The organism is Fulvitalea axinellae, assembly GCF_036492835.1.
GTDB lineage: Bacteria > Bacteroidota > Bacteroidia > Cytophagales > Cyclobacteriaceae > Fulvitalea > Fulvitalea axinellae.
Window position 1 is genome coordinate 3132714 of record NZ_AP025314.1, and the last position, 17960, is coordinate 3150673.

Genomic DNA, 17960 nt, shown 5'->3' on the forward strand with positions numbered 1-17960 from the left:
GGTTCGTTAGGGTTTTCCGCGCTTCGGGCGTCTTGTCTCTTGTGCCAAAACCGCACCGGACTCCGCCCGCCCGAAAAAGCTTCGAAGCTATAATAAGCAAAAAAACGATTGTGTAAAAGACCCCTGTTTCGTATTTTTTACATTCCTTCATTCACCAAGCTAGGCAAAGCCCTAGCAACCAATGTTTTGAATAAGCATGAAAATTATAGCGATAGGCAGGAACTACGCCGAACACATCAAAGAGTTGAATAACGAGCGTCCGGAAGAGCCGGTAATCTTCACCAAACCAGACACGGCCATCCTGAGAAAAAACAATCCTTTTTATATACCGGATTATACAAAAGACGTCCACTACGAGGTGGAGGTTGTCATCAGAATCGATCGTGAGGGAAAAAGCGTCCATCCGAAATTTGCGCACAAATACTACAGCCAAATCGGTTTAGGAATCGATTTCACCGCTAGGGATATTCAGGCCAAAGCCAAAGAAAAAGGGTTGCCATGGGATATCGCCAAAGGCTTCAACAGCTCGGCCCCCATTTCGGATTTTTATCCAAAAGAAGAGTTCGGTGACCTTCAGAACCTGGATTTCTCTTTGGAAAAAAACGGGGAAATCGTACAGCAGGGAAACACCTCGGACATGCTCTGGCCTATTGACGAAATCATCGCCTACGTTTCCAAGTTTTTCGTATTGAAAAAAGGCGACCTCATTTTCACCGGCACGCCAAAAGGCGTAGGTCCCGTAGCCATCGACGACCGCCTCGTGGGTAAAATCGGTGACCGGGTAATGTTCGATTTCGAAATCAAATAACGATGTAGTCTAACGTGACCGCACACATCAAGCAACTTGTCATGAGAAAAACTTTTTTCCGGCTGGTCGGGGTCATTTTTTTGGCCCTGATTAATGTCGGGACATACGCCCAAGATAAACAAGACAGCCAAGCGCATCCTTACAAAGACTATTTCATGTTCCCTATCAGGCCGGGAGAGAAAAACTTCTTGGCGGGAACTATGGGCGAACTCCGCCCCAGACATTTTCACGGAGGATTAGACATCAAAACCGGCGGACGGACCGGGCTACCCGTTTTTGCGGCGGCGGATGGTTATGTCAGCAGAATCAAAGTGAGCAAAGGCGGGTACGGGCACGCGCTTTATATCCAGCACCCAAATGGCGCCACCACCACTTACGCCCACTTGGACCGATACGCCGGAAAAATCGCGAAATACGTTCTTGAGCAACAATACAAACAACAGAGCTTCGAGATTGAACTTTTCCCAAAGAAGGGCATGTTCCCCATAAAAAAAGGTGAGACTATCGCTTTTTCGGGAAATACCGGCTCGTCGCAGGGTCCCCACCTCCATTTCGAAATCCGGGACAGAAACCAAGCGCCAGTAAATCCGCTCCGCTTCGGTTTTGACGAAATCGTGGACAATATTCCTCCTTCGGCCAGAATCCTCGCGCTTACGACGCTGGAATCCGACGCCAGAATCAACGGCGCTTTCGGAAGGTTCGAGTTCGTTTTGCAAAAAGTGGACGGAATCTACAAACCAACGTCACCGATTAAAGCCAGCGGACGAATCGGCGCCCAGATCTGGACTTACGACAGGATGACGGGAAGCCCAAACCGAAACGGCGTTCCGGACATCACGCTCAGGGTTGACGGGCAAACGATTTTCGAACAACACGTCGACAGGATTCCCTTCAAAGACAACCCTTTTATCAAAACCCTCTGCGATTACGCTACAGAGATGCGTACCCGCAGGCGGTTCAACAAACTGTACATCGACGACGGCAATGAGCTTGCGCTCTATAAAAACGTTCTGGACAACGGCGTAATTACGGTAAACGGCACGGAAAACAAAAAAGCGGAAATCACACTCGCCGACGCATACGGCAACGAGACAATCGTAAAGTTTGAGCTCAGGGGCGACGACAGGAAAACAGCCTTGGCAAAGGTCCCTTACTATCGCCAAAACCTTATGCACAACACGCTGATCCTTTCGGCCAAGCTCAGCGATTCCACTTCGAACCCACAGCTTTACGCAAACAGGGAGGCCCAACAACTGGAACCCGCTTACAGAAGCAGGTCGAAATTTTATTACCTCTGGGACATGCGCCAAGGTATTCCGGACTCGCTTTTCCTTTCGGGACAAATGAAATCTTTGGGTTTTGAAACTGCTGTGGAACCCAAACATGACATGACGGTATATACGCCGAGCATGGAACTTCGATTTCCAAAACGCGCCTTGTTCGATACGTTATACCTCAAGACTGATTACTATTACGACAGTCTCAAGCGCAGAGAACACTTCAGCGTTCACGAAACATCATTCCCCCTGCGGAGCGCCATCGCCATAAAACTCCGTCCAAGTTACGGCTATGATACGGCCACTCACAGAGCCTTTTCCGTAAGCGAACGAAGGATCAACTATATAGGTGGCAAGTGGACTAAAAACGGGACGATCACATTCAGGACCAGAACTCTGGGCGATTTCACAATCGCGCCGGACACCGTACCTCCAACCATTCGTCCGGTAAGGGTCACAACTTCAAAAGCCATGTTCTCTATCAGAGACAACCTTTCCGGAATCAGCGATATCAAAGCCGAAATTGGCGGAAAATGGTTATTGATGCATTACGATCCGAAGACCAGACGCATTTGGTCTGAACGGCTGGACAAGTCAAAAAAATTGAAAGGCAAACTAACCTTGGTAGTCACCGATTACCTCAACAATAAAAGTGTTTTTGAAAAAACACTCTAAAACACGCTAACTGAACAATCATGATCACATTAAAACCCGGCGACAAGGCACCCGCCTTCGAAGGAAAAATCGAGAACGGGGAAACCGTTAAACTTTCCGATTTCGAAGGAAAGAAACTCATCCTGTATTTCTACCCGAAAGACAACACTCCCGGTTGCACGCTAGAGTCCCAAAATCTACGTGACAATATCGACACGCTCCGCAAAAAAGGATATGAAGTTTTGGGCATCAGCTCGGACTCCGAAGCTTCGCACCAGCGTTTTATCGACAAGCATTGCCTTCCGTTCCACCTAATCGCCGACACGGACAAGACCGTTCATGAAATGTTCGGCACTTGGCAGGAGAAGAAAAACTTCGGCAAAACGTATATGGGCACCGTCCGCACCACTTTCGTTATAGACGAAACGGGCCATATCGAACAGGTCATCAAAAAGGTGAAAACCAAAGAGCACGCTAGCCAGATTCTGGAAGAGGCTTAATCTATAAGCTCGATTTTCTTTTAGAACAAAAAACAAGGTCACCGCAATTGCGAACACATCGCTTTTACGGTGACCTTTTTCTTTATGGTAAAGCTTTATAAAGAGCCTCTATCGGCTCTTATTGCCTAAGCTCAATACCTTTAATCGTTACTCCACTAATCGCTTTGCTGTAAAGCACCTCACGAACTAGACTCTCACTCTCATCTTTTTGGCCAATTTCGTAGTAGACCGTTCCCCCACCTTTTTTAGCAGCCAGAAACATAATTTTCATGTTCTTATCATACTTCATTGCCGTGATTACAGCGCCGGCTTCCGGAAGGCTGAACCATTCCACCATTTTGAATTCCTCGCCTTGGGTTTCCGGATAATAGACTTTGTTACCCAAACCCACAAATACGCTACCCACTTCATTTTCGACGATAACTACTTCCTCGGCAGTCGTAAACCCGTCGATTTCAGATAAATTAGCCCAAGTTTTCACTTCCTTATGAAGCATTGGCAAGTCGACCATTAACAATAAAGCTTCTTGCGGGGCACTTTCCGGCACATACACCGCCCAAGCATTCTTTTTGGAAGATCCCTTAGCGCTAATTATCTTACCCGGTACCGGTTGATCATCCTCGCCAGCCAACTTTTGCGGAAGATCCAGAATCGAATCATCTTCGTAAACAATATCCTCCGTAGTATTAATGTGTAATACCTTATTCGGCAATACGGCGTAAAGAATTTTATTCTTTACGATTACATCCAAGGCCCCCTCAGTATTTACAATCAACTTGCCGACCTCACGGGTTTGAAGGTTCATCACATACACACCCGCATCAGTTGCCAAGTAAGCCTTATCCTCATCCAACACAGCCATTCCGTTCAGCTTGGTATCGGCGGGAAGACCATTTACCAAACCCATTTTCTTGAAATTATGAGGCTCGGTATATTCGAGAAAATCCGGACCCGAATTGCTCAGCCAATACGTTGTGTCTTCCACACTTACGGCGTCCACCAAATTATTAGCAAGACGATCGCTTCCGTTTTTGCCAGAATAAGCGTCTCGGATTATCGGCTTATCAAGCGTATCAGGCTTAAATAGAATTTCCGTACCATTCGGGCCTTCTCCCCAAAGGGTGATACCGTAACGATAAACCCCGTGCAAATCCATTGTGTACTCCAATGGATGACCTCCAGAAGAATTTGTTGCGTAAAAACGAACCTTATGCTCTCCGATTTTTTTATCCTTTTTTCCGTTAAAAAGGTATGTCTTTTCTTCGGAAACCCTTTCCCAACTATCATTTTCCAGAATTTCCCAAGCGTAAGTTACCGGCTCGGGCTCCGCATCCTCGTTCACTATTGGTGACAAAAGTTCGCTTTCACCTTCCATTACCCTACGGTTGGGTTCATCCTCCCCTATCAAAGGCGAACGAATCACTTCCGAATCATAACTCGTACAGGCGCCCAACGACACCACGGTGAAACCCACCGCCATTACCTTTATCAATATACCTTTCAGTCCTTTATCCATACACAAGCAAAATTCGCTGTCAGTAAAAAAACGCCACACACGGAGATTCCGCATACAAGCAGGGCCTAAATTACCAAATCAATCACACAAGCCCAATACCAAAAAGACGAAATGACAAAAGGCCGCCCCTTTCCGGAACGGCCTCTGTCACACAATTATGGCTTGTTGACTTAAAGTCAAATAGGGAATTCTTATCTCAAGAACAACATCTCTCTGTATTTCGCCAATGGCCAGTCCTCGTCGTCAACATAAAGCTCAAGCTTATCGACCGAGTGACGGATTTTGTCGAAGTATCTCTCCTTAATGTTCTTGCAGTAAGCCAGGGCCTGCTCTTCCATATCCTCGATCTGGTTCACTTCCTTACGCTCGTTCACCATAGCCGTGATATCTTCGGTAAGGCTGGATACGTACTGCGAAACTTTCTCGATTGTAGGGATAACACCTGAAGCGTCCAAGCCCAAGTCTTTCAAGCCTCTGGCGTTGGTGATCAACTCGTTCTGGTATTTTACGGCCGTCGGAATCACGTGGTTTGTAGCCAAATCACTCATCAAGCGAGATTCGATCTGGATCTTGCGCACGTAGTTCTCCAACAGGATTTCTTTACGGGCCTCAAGCTCGCGACGCGACATCACGCCAGTGCTTTCGAACAATGACACAGTTGCGTCGCTGGTATAAGCGTCGAGTGCTTCCGGAGTACTTTTTACATTCGGCAGGCCTCTGCGCTCCGCTTCGTCCTCCCATTCCTGAGAGTAACCGTCGCCTTCGAAACGAACGGCTTTAGATTCTTTGATGTATTCGCGGAGAATGTCCACGATAGCCAAACGCTTCTCTTTTCCTTTTTCGACCTCAGCGTCAACGGCGTCGGCGAATTTCTTCAAGCGATCGGCTACGATAAGGCTCAAAACTGACATTGGCGCCCCACAGTTAGCATCCGAACCTACGGCGCGGTACTCAAACTTGTTACCGGTGAAGGCGAAAGGCGAAGTACGGTTACGGTCGGTGTTGTCGAGCAAGATCTCAGGAATCTTGTCGATACCCAACTTCATGTACATGTTATCCCCTTTCTCCACTTTCACGTTTCCGTTGTGCTCAAGCTCGTCGAGAACGGCCGAGAGCTCAGAACCGATAAACACGGAAACGATAGCAGGAGGAGCTTCGTTTGCGCCCAAACGGTGGTCGTTACCGGCAGAGGCGATAGAAGCGCGGAGAAGCGCGGCGTGCTCATACACGGCCATGATGGTATTCACGAAGAACACGAGGAACTGAAGGTTGTCGCGGGCACTGCTGCTAGGCTGAAACAAGTTCACTCCAGTATCGGCGATCAGCGAGAAGTTGTTGTGCTTACCGCTACCGTTCAATCCGGCGAAAGGCTTCTCGTGGAAGAGAACTTTCAGGTCGTGACGCTCGGCCACACGGTCCATAATGTCCTGAAGGAGCTTGTTATGGTCCGACGCCATATTCACTTCCTCGTACAAAGGAGCCACTTCAAACTGAGCGGGAGCCACCTCGTTGTGACGAGTACTTACAGGAATACCCATCTTCAAAGCCTCGCCTTCGAAATCGCGCATGAAGTTGTAAACGCGAGTAGGGATAGACGCGAAGTAGTGGTCGTCGAGCTGCTGGCCTTTGGCTGGGTGGCTACCGAATACGGTACGACCGGCCAACACCAAGTCAGGACGTGAGTTGAACAAAGCGCGGTCCACCACGAAGTATTCCTGCTCACAACCCAAAGAGGCGCTTACTTTGCTGACATTTCTGTCAAAATATTTACATACGCGGGTAGCCGCCTTGTTCACCGCGTCAAGCGACTTGAGCAACGGCGACTTGTAGTCGAGCAATTCGCCCGTGTACGATACGAATACGGTAGGGATACAAAGCGTATTGCCCCATACAAACATCGGCGAGCTAGGATCCCAAGCCGTGTAACCGCGCGCCTCGAAGGTACTGCGGATACCGCCGTTAGGGAACGACGACGCGTCAGGCTCCTGACGCACGAGCGCGCTTCCTTTCAACACCTCGATGCCTTTTGAGGCGTCGAAGAACGAATCGTGTTTCTCAGCTGTAGAACCTGTAAGCGGCTGGAACCAGTGCGTGTAGTGAGTCACGCCTTTCTCGATCGCCCAAGTCTTTACAGCTTGCGCTATCGCTTCCGCCTGATCGTCGGTGATTTTCTTCCCGTTTTCAATCGCTTTTCTTACTTGCTTGAAAATCGACGGCGCCAAGGCCCCCTCCATTTTCTCAAGTCCGAATACGTCCGTTCCGAAATATTCCGAGATCTTACCTTCGGGAACCAACGGCTCGGCAGTCGATCTTCCCTCAACAAGTTCTAATGCTTTAAATCTTAGATTCGCCATAGTGAATTCGTTTGTATTTGAATGACATTTCAAAGAAAGGGACGTTTGATTGAAAAAACAACCAGTTTTATTAAAAAATATTAAACAAAACGAAACATCATACGGCAAAACCACCCCAAACACGAATAAAATCGACTCAAAAACAGACTCAAGGGTAATTTAAACCCCAAAAACTTCTTTTATCCGTTTTCCACCTCCCTCAATCACGTTTAAAGCCCCAGAACCTCCAAAAAAGAGGCGAACACCTCCTGAGTAAGCTCAAAACAGAGGCAAAATCACTCTTTCACCTTAAATCGCCCCCTAAATACCTCCACAAAAACCGAAAAGACCTTAAAAACACCGGAAAACAAGGTAAATACAAACGGCATCGGTTAGGTAAAAAATCAATCACGCTAGGTAAATAAAACAGAATTACCTTTCCGGGAATTTTACAAAAACGAAAATCAGGAAACCGGCACCGCTCCTACCTTACTCTGTTTCAGGCGAAACACCGACGCCCAAAGAAGGAACAAATAAAGAGCGCGGGGAATTGGCATTCCTTTTTCACAAAGTCCCTATCCCTCCTTTTTAATCCTTTGATTATTATCGGACTTCCGTACATCACCCGTTTAGGTCAGCATCAAACGCCACCATTACTCCAGTTCGTTTGTCACTTATTTATTATGACCAAGGGAAGGCTTCATCAAGACATGAATCCAATTATACTAGTCCCGGCATAATCTCTTTAACTCATGTCACCATTTTAATTAGCTCGGGCATTATAGATTCGACACATGCCACCAATTTTATTGGCTTTGGCATAATTCCATCAACTTTCGACATCATTTTTATTAGTACCGGCATTGTTTCTTTTTCTTATGCAACCATTTCTTTTAGTTCCGGCATTGTTTCATCGTCTTTGTATGTCATGTTTTTCATTTTTAAACTAAAGATCATAGACATAACATTTAACATGACAAGAGTTGAATCATTACACATGAGGCTTCATTATAAAATGATATGAAAGAACCCTTCATTAAGTACGACTCGATTTTATTGAATGGGAAAATAAATTATACCCAAACCGAAATCATAACACCATATTAAGGGCTTACAACACTATGCAAAAGAAGCCTGGCGCCAAAGACGAAATTTACGGGTTTTCGGTTTGCGGGCGGATTTTCTTACCTTTGCGAATCTTTTGCGACATCCGGGCTTACGCACACAAAAGGCATCCGGACGTCGTTCCATAGATATTGGAGACAGGATTAGGAAATGACTGACAGGACCGACCATACGCAAAACACCGCCGAACGCAAGAAGGTGACCTTCTATACGCTGGGTTGCAAGCTCAACTTCTCGGAGAGTTCCACCATAGCGCGGCAATTCGAACAGAAGGGCTATAAGAAGGTGGAGTTCACCGAGACGCCCGACATCTTTGTGATCAACACCTGTTCGGTGACCGACAACGCCGACAAAAAATGCCGAAAGGTGGTGAGGGAGGCCCTGAAGATTTCGCCGCACGGCTTTATCATCATCATCGGGTGCTACGCCCAGCTGAAGCCGAAAGAGATTTCGGAGATCGAAGGCGTGGACGCCGTATTGGGCGCCGCCGAAAAATTCCGCCTGCTGGAAGTGCTTGACGACTTCAGGCCGAGAATCGACGCGAAGACCAACAAGAAGCAGTCGACGGTATTCTCGGGCGAGATCCGCGAGGTGAAGGCTTTCAACAACGCCTACTCGATGAACGACCGCACGCGTACTTTCCTGAAGGTACAGGACGGATGCAACTACCAGTGTACTTTCTGCACGATTCCGCTGGCCAGAGGCAAGAGCCGTAGCGACACTATAGCGAACGTAATGGTTTCGGCCAACGAGATAGCGGCCACCGACGTGAAGGAAGTGGTGATCACGGGCGTGAACACCGGCGACTTCGGTATACACGAGGGCAAACGCACGGAACGTTTCGTGGATTTGGTAAAGGAGCTGGACACCGTGGAGGGCATCGACCGCTACCGCATATCGTCCATCGAGCCGAACCTGATCACGGAGGAAATCGTGGACATCTGCGCCGCTTCGAAGCGCTTCGTACCGCACTTCCACATACCGTTGCAGTCCGGAAACGACAAGATACTCAAGATGATGCGCCGCCGCTACGAGCGTGACCTGTACGCCGACCGCGTGCGCATGATCAAGGAAAAAATGCCCGATGCCTGTATCGGTGTCGACGTGATCGTGGGCTTCCCCGGCGAAACCGAGCAGGATTTCCTCGACACGTACGAATTTATCAACGGGCTTGACGTGGGTTACCTCCACGTGTTCTCATATTCCGAAAGGGCAAACACTCCGGCCGCCGACATGGAGGGCGTAGTGCCGAACGCCGAACGCCAAAGGCGCTCGAAGATGCTCCGTATTCTTTCGGAGAAAAAGAAACACAAGTTCTACGAGGAGAACATCGGCAAAACCGCCCGCGTCCTTTTCGAAAACGACGTGGAAGACGGCATGATGCACGGATTCACCGAGAACTACGTACGCGTTAGGGCTAAGTACGACCCGATGCTGATCAACGAGGTAAAGGAAGTGAAAATGACCGGCCTCAGCGACAACGGGATGATGGAATGCGAAGAGATTCCGGTAGTCTACGAAAAGCACTAGCGCTTTGGTTGGTATTACGTATTAGGTATTTGGGCTTAGGAAAGTGTTGATTCGCTTTTGGCCTACGGCCGATAATGAAAGCCGAAATGATTAAAAAGTCGTTTCGGCTTTTTTGGTATTACGCATCAGGTATTTGGGCTTGGGTAAATATCTGTTTCTTGGTTATTGTCTTTTTATTTTAGCTTTAATCGATTTTTTATTCACACATCGCTTATTATAAGTTTCCATATACTACGATTTCGTCCGCATACCTTAATTGAATATTGAACCATTTTATTAAATCCCTAAGAAAGGATTCAACATGCCGGTCTTTGGTTTTTATTTTAGCCATTCGTTCAACAATAATTCTACAGGTCTTATTGTCGAAGAAGTTGTGACCTACGATATCAAGGCAATTTTGGGTTTTTCCAGAATCTTGGTCTTTCAGCGGAAAAACAGAGTTAAAGGCATCTATCACATATTCAAAGTCTTTTGTTTGAATAAAGAGGCTTTTGTCTCTGGCGGTAACATACTTTTTAAGGCTTTCATTTTCCGCCCACAAAATGAATCCAATCTTGTCTATCGGTTCATTTGGTGTAGTCGTCAAATAGAATAATTGTTCGTGAATCTTTTTAATCGATTTCTCCAAATCGAAATCGCAAATTCGATAATACTTTTCCGCTATTGTTTCATCACATTCAGCAAGACGACAAACGGTATTAATATTATTTCTGTGAAACTCTTTTTCACACGCATCCAAATCACCGTTATTCTCCTCTATCAGCTCTATTGCAAGCGCCAGAGAAACAGACAATTTTGATCTTAGTTTTTTAACTTTTTGAAATTCAATTTTTTGATTCATAAAGCTTTGCGTCATCGATTAAATATAAATTTAGGCATTTACACCCTTTCCCAGCACTAACATTTTATCCTTTTTAGATTCTTTCACGAAAGAAATAGCAGTCTACTTCCATTTCAATCTCAGCCTTGATTTTCCAATTACGCTTTCCCTCTATTTTTCTTAACTTACATGGGCCATTCTTTTATAAGAGACAAATACCGACTTGCCAAATGGAATTGAGTCCAGAATCATTATACGAAAGGTTCCTCAACAGCACGGGAGCCTGTACCGATACCCGGGCCATTAAGGACGGGCAAATGTTTTTCGCCCTGAAGGGCCCTAATTTTAACGGAAACAAATACGCCAAGCAGGCTCTGGAAAAAGGAGCCGCTTACGCCGTAATAGACGAAGTGGAATATCAGGAAGACGGCCGTTTCCTGTTGGTGGAGGACACGCTCAAGGCCCTGCAAGATATGGCCCAGGTGCATAGGCGCATGTTCCACATCCCGGTTTTGGCGCTGACAGGCTCTAACGGCAAGACCACCACCAAAGAACTGATGCGGGCGGTGATTAGCCAAAAGTATAATACGCTGGCCACGGAGGGCAACCTCAATAATCACATAGGCGTACCGCTTACGCTTCTGAACCTGAAGAACGAGCACGAATTCGCCATCATAGAGATGGGCGCCAACAAACTCGGCGACATTCGGGAGCTTTGCGAAATTGCGGAACCAACACACGGACTGATCACCAATATCGGGAAAGCGCACCTCGGGCCTTTCGGAGGCTTTGAGCAGATTATCAGAGCCAAGAGCGAGATGTACCAGCACCTCCTCTCACACAGGGGAACGGTGTTTATCAACGCCGAGAATCCGATCTTGAGCAATATGGCCAAGCGCTTCAAAGATCCGGTGATGTACTTGGGCGAAGGAAATTTCTACGGATGCCGCTTGGTGGAGGCCAGCCCCTTCGCTACGGTGGAGACGGAAAACGGAAACACGATCCACTCGCATCTGTTGGGCGCTTACAACTTCGAAAATATCGCCACGGCGCTCTGCGTAGGCAAGTTCTTCAAAGTACCTGCTGAAGACGCCGAACGGGCGATTGCGGAATATATCCCGGAAAACAACCGGTCGCAATTGGTGAAAGGAAAAACCAATCTGCTTATTTCGGACGCCTACAACGCCAACCCCGCCTCTATGGAAGCCGCGCTGCGCAACTTGGCGGGCATGAAGGCGGAAAAGAAAATAGCCATCCTTGGCGATATGCTCGAACTCGGCGACGAAAGTCCGGCGGAACACGCCCGTATCGGAGCGCTCAGCGCCGAATTGGGCATCGACAAGGTATATTTCTGCGGACCGCATATGAAAAGCGCCAAAGCGGAGAACCCTGAAGCCGAATACTTCGAAAAGAAAGACGATTTGGCTGTAGCCTTGAAAAACGACGCACCCGAAAACGCTACGATCTTATTGAAAGGCTCAAGAGGCATGAGCCTGGAAAGCTTGACGAAATTGCTATTGGGCTAACAAAAAACGGCCGCGTTCACAAACGAAACGCGGCCTCCCCTTATATGGCCCGATAGAAGCCTCAGTCAATCCTCCGCAGGCGCGCGACACGCCTGACAGCGGTTCAGAATTATTTTTATTGGATAGTCACTTCGTCCACGAACATCCAAGCGTCGCTACCCGCTCCGCTGTGCCAGCCCGGAAGCTTGTCCATGGCCACACCTTTTACGCGGATGAACTTTACGCCCGAAATGTCTTTGTCGGCTCTGAATCCGTATTCGCGGATCATGTTTTTCATATCCTTCGGATACTTCTCCTTTTCGCTGGCGTACACGCGCTCGTAGTTCTTTCCGTCGGTAGACACTTCGAAAACCACCTCGGCAGGAGGCATAACCCAAGCGCCGACAGATTGAAGAAAACGGGCTTCGATAGCCTTGATGTTCATCGGCTTGATCAGCTCGATAACGGCGTCGAAATCTTTCCCGTTAAAGCCGAGCCAACGGTTGCTGAAATCGCTTACATCACCCAAGAGTCCGTCGATTACGGTGTTTTCGCCATCGGCTTTGTATGAGCCGGCCGCCTCGTTTTTCAAGGTCACCGACTTAGCGCGCTGTACGAAGAGCTTGCGGGTAAGCACAAAGCTTTCGTTTCCTTTCTTGGCAAAACCCTTCACTTTCAAAGTTGTGGTCTTGTCCAAAGAAAACGGCTTTTTGTAAAGCTTCGATTTTGAGGTTGGCTCAGTGCCGTCAAGCGTATAGCGCAACGCCATTCCCGCCTCGGGCGCTTTCAAGGTTACGATCGTAGCCTTTCCTGTAGATTCAGTATCGATTCCCGGCAAGGCTGACAATGAAGCCATTTTAGGTGCGCTGAATTCGGTAGCGGCCATATCGAAAACCGTATTGTCGTTGGCGTCAAACGGAACGATGGTGAATACGAAACGCTTTGGAGCGTTTTTCAGAACGTACTGGTTCAACGTACCGGGACCGCAAGTAGCGGTACCCAAACCTTGCGTCTCCGAATCGAGGTTGATCGTTACGAAATCGGCCTGATCCAACTCGTTCAGGTGGCGAGCGGTTGTCACTTCGGCGTCGTCGAACGGATAAGCGCTGAAGCCCATCGGAGTTTCGGCCTTGAAGAACATTCCCCTGCCGAGCAAGTCGGTTACGGAAGCCCAACGGGTGTTGGTGCGGTTACCGCTTTCCTGCGGCACAACGTAATCGAAGAACATAGAGCGGGCATCTGACTGGTTCAAGCCTACGTATGCGCTACTGTTACGGTCAGGATAAGTCTCCATTCCGGCGCCGTACCAAGTCACTTGGTCGAAGATGCGAGGCATACGCAACTGCAAACCTACTTTCGGCAAGGCTTTCACGGATTCGTCAGGCAATACTTCGGTAGAAACGGTTACGGCTCCCGCAGGAGAGACGTAAGACACCTGCTTGGCTTGCAGACGGGTCTTTCCGCTTGGGCCTACGAACTGGATGGAAGCCACTACCTCCGCTCCACCGTCAGTAGCGGTCTTAACGCTGATGTTCTGGGCTTTTACAGTGAGTTTGTCCAAATCGGCGGCGTACCATTTTCCGGCTCCGGCCCTGTCCTTAATATCGTTTTCGGTTGGCGCTCTCCAAACGTTCACTTGAGGACCAGCAACAATCAGCTCGGCGCCTTTGCGAACATAAGAAGAAATACGTCCGGTGTTTTTGTCAAACACAATGCGGAAATCTTTTCCCGTAAGGGCAATATCCGACACGTTTTTCTTCACGTCCAACTTTCCGAATCCGGCTACATTTTCCGCGACAGCGGCCTCAGCTTTGATCGGAAGTTCAAATTGGTAACGAGCGAGCTCGTGTCCAGCTTTCACCAAACCTTTGCGGGCTTTGGTAGTGAAGTTTACGTTTACGTAATAGCTCTGACCAGCGCGGGGAGCCGGCAAACGAGGAATACGGAGGTTAACAACTTCAGAAGCCGTTGGAGCGAGGTTCAAATCGTGTTTGCGAGATTCGTACACAACGCCTTCGGCATTGGTAACGGTCCAGTGCATTACGAATTCGTTGAGGTTTGTGAAAGCGTAATCGTTTTTAACGGTCACTTTTCCGTTAGCGATATCGGTAGGTTTTACCTTGATGTACTGATAAACCGCTTTCACTTCGTTGAGATGCGGGTTAGGAATACGATCAGGATTAACAAGACCGTTCAAGCAGAAGCTGTTGCTGCTCGGCACATCTTCCGGGCCGTAATCTCCACCGTAAGTGTAGTACATGCGTCCGTTTTCGTCGTATTCGCGGAGACCTTGGTCAACCCAGTCCCAGATACAACCGCCCTGAAGCGCATCATAGGCTTCGATAGCGTCCCAGTAATCTTGCAGACCACCAACGCTGTTACCCATGGCGTGAGCGTATTCGCACTGAATCAACGGACGCTCAGGATTTTTCTTGGCGTAACCGATCATTCCGGTGATTCCCATGTACATCGGGCAGTAGATGTCCGTATTGTCTTCGAGGCCAGCGCGCTCGTACTGTACAGGACGAGTGTTGTCACGGCCTTTGACCCACTTGTAAGTGGCTTTGAAGTTAACGCCGTTTCCGGCTTCATTACCCAATGACCAGGTTACGATAGAAGCGTGGTTTTTGTCGCGCTCCACCATACGCTCGGTACGGTCGAGGTGCGCCTCCATCCATACAGGATCTTTGGCGAGACTGCGGGCGCCGTAGCCCATTCCGTGAGATTCGATATTGGCTTCGTCGATTACGTAAAGGCCGTATTCGTCGCAGAGCTCGTACCAACGGGGATCATCAGGATAATGGCAAGTACGCACAGTGTTAATGTTGTATTCTTTCATCAACTGGATATCGCGCTGCATGCTGGCCTCGCCCACTACGTGGCCTCTGTCCGGATCATGCTCGTGGCGGTTCACGCCTTTGATCAATACGTATTTTCCGTTTACGAGGAATTTGCCGTCTTTAATCTCAACAGAGCGGAAACCGATATTGCGGCGGATGGCTTGTGTCACTTTGCCTTTTCTGTCTTTGAGAGAAATAGCCAAAGTGTAAAGGTTCGGCTGTTCGGCCGACCACTGACGGGGCTTTGTCACTTCGGCGGAAAAGCTAACATTAGCGTTTTCGGCCGTTTTGGCAAAGTTTACTTTTTTACTTTCTTCGGCAACCACCTTGTCGCCGTCAAGCACTTTATATTCCACTGAGTAACGTCCCGATTTCTTGATGTGGTTCGAAAGGTCAACATCAAGAGAGAAGGTACCGTTAGTGTAGTTCTTGTCGAGTCCGGCTTTTACGAAGAAATCGCGAACACGGACCTTTGGAGTCGCGTAAAGGAAAACGTCACGCTCGATACCGCTAATGCGCCAGAAGTCTTGCGCCTCAAGGTAGCTGCCGTCGCTCCAGCGGTACACTTCCGCCGCGATCACGTTTTTGCCCGGCTTAACGAATTTCGTAATGTCAAATTCGGCCGGAGTCTTGCTTCCTTGGCTGTAGCCAACTTTCTCGCCGTTTACCCAAAGATAGAAGGCCGATTTCACCGCACCGAAGTGGAGGAAGATCTGCTGACCGTCCCAGTCGGCGGGAATTTCGAAATCCTTACGGTAAGAACCTACCGGATTATAGTCGCCAGGGATTTTCGGCGGCTCAGGACGAGTGCGCTGGAAGTCCCAGAACGGATACGTGGTGTTCACGTAAACCGGCAACCCGAAACCTTCCACTTCCCAGTTGCCCGGAACGCGGATGTCTTTCCAAGACTCAACGCTGAAGTCCTTTTTGTAAAAATCCTTTGGACGGTGATCCGGATTTTTCACGAAGTTGAATTTCCAAGTGCCGTTAAGCGTACGGAAATTCTCGGCGTAATCTTTCGATCCCAACTCCGCCAACTTTTCGCTTGAATACGCGAAAAAAGTAGCGTGGGGCTTGGTCTTGCCGTATCCGAAGACCTTGGGATTTTCCCACTCATTGTCCTGCGCTTGACAGAAGAGATTTGAGAGGGCAAAAATTCCCAGCAAACAAAATTTCTGGAACTTGAACCTATTCATTTGAATACTGATTGATAAAAAATCCAACCCGAAACAACTTACGTGAACCCCGAACCTACCACATCAATTCCCAAATCGTCGGCCAATGGTGGACAATTCAGAAATTCGGGCGTCTGGACGAACATTCACGAACCACAAGGTAAGTCTTCCGGTTGGCCATGCGTGACCTGCAAAAAAATAATGTGAAAAACCCCGCCAGCATAGCCCAAACACCCCATCAAGACTACAGGAAGACCTCCGGCGTTATGGAAAATTGAATAATACCGCCCCAAAGAAAGACCGCTCCCGAAGGAGCGGTCCGTGCATCTGACTAAGTTTAAGGAACCTTATTTTACCTGGCGTCCCACCAGACTTTGTACAACAGGCTGTTGTTATCTGTAGCTTGGACAGCTTTCAAATAGTTCTCTTCATTGAGTGTTCCTTGTTTCACCGGATACTGCACTCTCCTAGGCATTACGCCATCTGTATCTCCGAGATAATAATCGAACCCGTCTTTGGAAGAGACTCTTTTCTCGATTACCGGGTATCCCGTACGTCGCACTTCGGCGTAAGATTCGCTGTAATTGTTCACCAAAGAAACCCACTTCTGCTCCATGATCTGTTGGTATTTCTCATCTTCGGCGCCCGTCAACGTAGCGATTGGCGATGCCATAAAAGCCGTAATATCGGCTTCGCTATAAGGCGTCTCCATACCTTCCCTCGCACCTTCGTCGATCCATTCGAAACTCCAATAACGCAATGATGACTCCACGCCTTTACGATACCAATCGTTAGCCATATCCTCATTTTTAGCTACGCCGACACCTTTGAGGTACGCTTCCGCCTTCAGGAAACAAACCTCCGAATAAAGCAAAACCGGAGAAGGGACCCATTTCTGGTAAGTGTAAGAGCCCACGTAAGAAAAAGCGTTATCATTACTTACGGACTGCACTCCGTTGAACAATCCCCTAAATTCTCCAGCGAACTCACCTTCCATTACCGGGTTGGCGAATGTTGCGACACGAGGATCATTATTATCTTTCAAATAATCGACAAGCAAGGCGGCGACATGGGCCCGAGTGCCCGATTCCAGATCGCTGAAATAATTATTCCAATAACCTATATCGACCGTATTTTCCCAATAAGCCGACTGTTCGTCTGAGTCGATAAGATTTCTGGCCAAAGCCTCACTGACAGTGGAAGCGGCCAAACTTTCGTCAACATAACTCATGCGCATACCCAAACGAAGCAAAAGGCTATTGGCAAAGCGTTGCCAGTCCCCAAGATTGCCTTCGTACAACCTGTCGGCACCGGTCATGTCCAACGTATTTTTATCTTCCAACAAGGTGATGGCTTCCTTGAGCTTAGCAATCATGTCCTTATAAATCTCCTCTTGCGAATCATATGGAGTATAAGCAATCAATTCACCATCTTCCAAGACGCCCGCTTTGAAGTAGGGAATATCACCATAAGAATCGGTCAATCGGGAAAAACCAACGACCTTACCGATCAAGGCCAATGCCCTTACCGCTTGATCTTCGTAAGTTTCAGCGTTCTCGGTTCTCTCAAGTACATCATTCAGGTTACGGGATCTCCCGTAAACATCGTCCCACATATTCGTGAGTTCGGTACCGAAGCTCTCGTATCTGTCCGGCGGAATATCCAAGCGAACCGTCTGATGGGCCCAGCTTCCGGCCACTTTGAAATCGAAGCTGTAACTGCTTTGGTACGTACTTTTCAAAGTGGTATTAAGAAGGAACAACGGCCTTGCGTCAGTAATTTGATTAGGGCTTCTGTTGACATCCTCAAAATCTCTGTCCGTACAAGCGGCCGACAAAGCCAAAAGCGCTATAATTAAATATCTGCGTATCATGATT

At 48.2% G+C, this 17960-nt stretch carries 10 protein-coding genes; 5 read left to right on the top strand and 5 right to left on the bottom strand.

The window, feature by feature from the left end:
* The first annotated feature begins 196 nt into the window (after positions 1-196).
* From AABK39_RS11805 to bcp, 3 genes are read left to right on the top strand one after another with little or no spacing between them, the layout of a single operon-like run.
* Entirely contained in the window at positions 197-808 is a 612-nt protein-coding gene (locus tag AABK39_RS11805) for a fumarylacetoacetate hydrolase family protein (protein WP_338391557.1), read from the top strand.
* Between the two features lie 41 nt (positions 809-849).
* Positions 850-2760: a M23 family metallopeptidase gene (locus AABK39_RS11810; protein ID WP_338391558.1), complete on the top strand. Its 1911-nt coding sequence runs from the start codon at positions 850-852 to the stop codon at positions 2758-2760.
* Positions 2761-2780: 20 nt separating this feature from the next.
* Complete coding sequence (bcp, locus tag AABK39_RS11815) at positions 2781-3239, top strand: thioredoxin-dependent thiol peroxidase (RefSeq protein ID WP_421825135.1); 459 nt, start codon at positions 2781-2783, stop codon at positions 3237-3239.
* Positions 3240-3357: 118 nt separating this feature from the next.
* Here the strand turns inward: bcp and AABK39_RS11820 are convergent, their stop codons facing one another.
* Positions 3358-4755 carry a hypothetical protein gene (locus AABK39_RS11820; protein WP_338391559.1) on the bottom strand — a complete coding sequence of 466 codons (1398 nt, stop codon included), beginning with the start codon at positions 4753-4755 and terminating at the stop codon, positions 3358-3360.
* A gap of 191 nt (positions 4756-4946) precedes the next feature.
* Positions 4947-7109, bottom strand: coding sequence for a glutamine synthetase III family protein (locus AABK39_RS11825; protein ID WP_338391560.1), 2163 nt, complete (start codon positions 7107-7109; stop codon positions 4947-4949).
* A 1254-nt stretch (positions 7110-8363) separates the two neighbouring features.
* Between AABK39_RS11825 and mtaB the strand changes: the two genes are divergently transcribed.
* Complete coding sequence (mtaB, locus tag AABK39_RS11830; protein ID WP_338391561.1) at positions 8364-9743, top strand: tRNA (N(6)-L-threonylcarbamoyladenosine(37)-C(2))-methylthiotransferase MtaB; 1380 nt, start codon at positions 8364-8366, stop codon at positions 9741-9743.
* Between the two features lie 214 nt (positions 9744-9957).
* On the opposite strand, the gene AABK39_RS11835 is transcribed toward mtaB, so the two are convergent.
* Positions 9958-10599, bottom strand: a complete 642-nt coding sequence (locus AABK39_RS11835) for a hypothetical protein (RefSeq protein ID WP_338391562.1) — start codon at positions 10597-10599, stop codon at positions 9958-9960.
* Positions 10600-10793: 194 nt separating this feature from the next.
* Between AABK39_RS11835 and AABK39_RS11840 the strand changes: the two genes are divergently transcribed.
* Positions 10794-12089, top strand: coding sequence for a UDP-N-acetylmuramoyl-tripeptide--D-alanyl-D-alanine ligase (locus AABK39_RS11840; protein ID WP_338391563.1), 1296 nt, complete (start codon positions 10794-10796; stop codon positions 12087-12089).
* A gap of 115 nt (positions 12090-12204) precedes the next feature.
* On the opposite strand, the gene lacZ is transcribed toward AABK39_RS11840, so the two are convergent.
* The gene (lacZ, locus tag AABK39_RS11845) at positions 12205-16104 is read right to left on the bottom strand and encodes a beta-galactosidase, LacZ type (protein ID WP_338391564.1); all 3900 of its coding nucleotides are present in this window, start codon (positions 16102-16104) and stop codon (positions 12205-12207) included.
* A gap of 331 nt (positions 16105-16435) precedes the next feature.
* Entirely contained in the window at positions 16436-17956 is a 1521-nt protein-coding gene (locus AABK39_RS11850) for a SusD/RagB family nutrient-binding outer membrane lipoprotein (protein ID WP_338391565.1), read from the bottom strand.
* Between the last annotated feature and the right edge of the window lie 4 nt (positions 17957-17960).